This window comes from Pseudonocardia sp. EV170527-09, from assembly GCF_008369905.1.
Taxonomy (GTDB): Bacteria; Actinomycetota; Actinomycetes; order Mycobacteriales; family Pseudonocardiaceae; genus Pseudonocardia.
The window spans coordinates 1-567 of sequence record NZ_VRMC01000308.1 but is presented as its reverse complement, the minus strand read 5'-3'; the positions used below and the strand labels follow the sequence as shown (position 1 = coordinate 567).

Annotated in this window: 1 pseudogene; it reads right to left on the bottom strand. The window is 68.1% G+C overall.

Annotation, left to right across the window (positions count from 1 at the left end):
* Nucleotides 1-435, bottom strand: a pseudogene (locus FVA95_RS29270) (hypothetical protein); the annotation flags it as partial.
* Nucleotides 436-567 lie beyond the last annotated feature (132 nt).

Sequence of the window (567 nt, the reverse complement as noted above, 5' to 3'; positions counted from 1 at the left end):
CACCACGCCGTGCTCGATCCAGCGGGTCGCGGCCAGCTTGCTGCTCGGGGCCAGCGCCCGGTTCGCGACCAGCGCGAACAAGATCCGCTCCACCCGCGGCTCCATCCGCGTCCCGGACAGCATCCGATGCATCGCCGCGTCGATCCCGAGCTTGCGCCACAGCCCGTCCAGCGCGAACGCCCCGCCCAACGCCTTCGACTCGATGAACCGCAGCTCGGCCGGGGCTGTGGCCGTCAGCGCCTCGCCGGGCTCTAGCAGTCGGCACAGCGCCGCGACCAGGCGCCGGATCCCGGCGACGTCGAGCTGGTCCTCCCGGCCGAAGGAGTACAGCACCTTCGTGCGTGACGCTTTCGCCGCCGGGTCCCACTCGTTGTGGGCCAGCTGCAGGTAGCCGACCGAGCGGCCATCAGCCATCTTCCGCGTCGAGCGCTTCACATACACGAACCACGACCTTAGCGATCAGGCCGCTATGCGATCAAGAGGTCTAAGCAGTTCACAGCCCACGATCAAGCAAACCGTGCCACTAGGGCTTTTCAGCGTTTCCGCCAGGTCACGGCGGCCTGACCT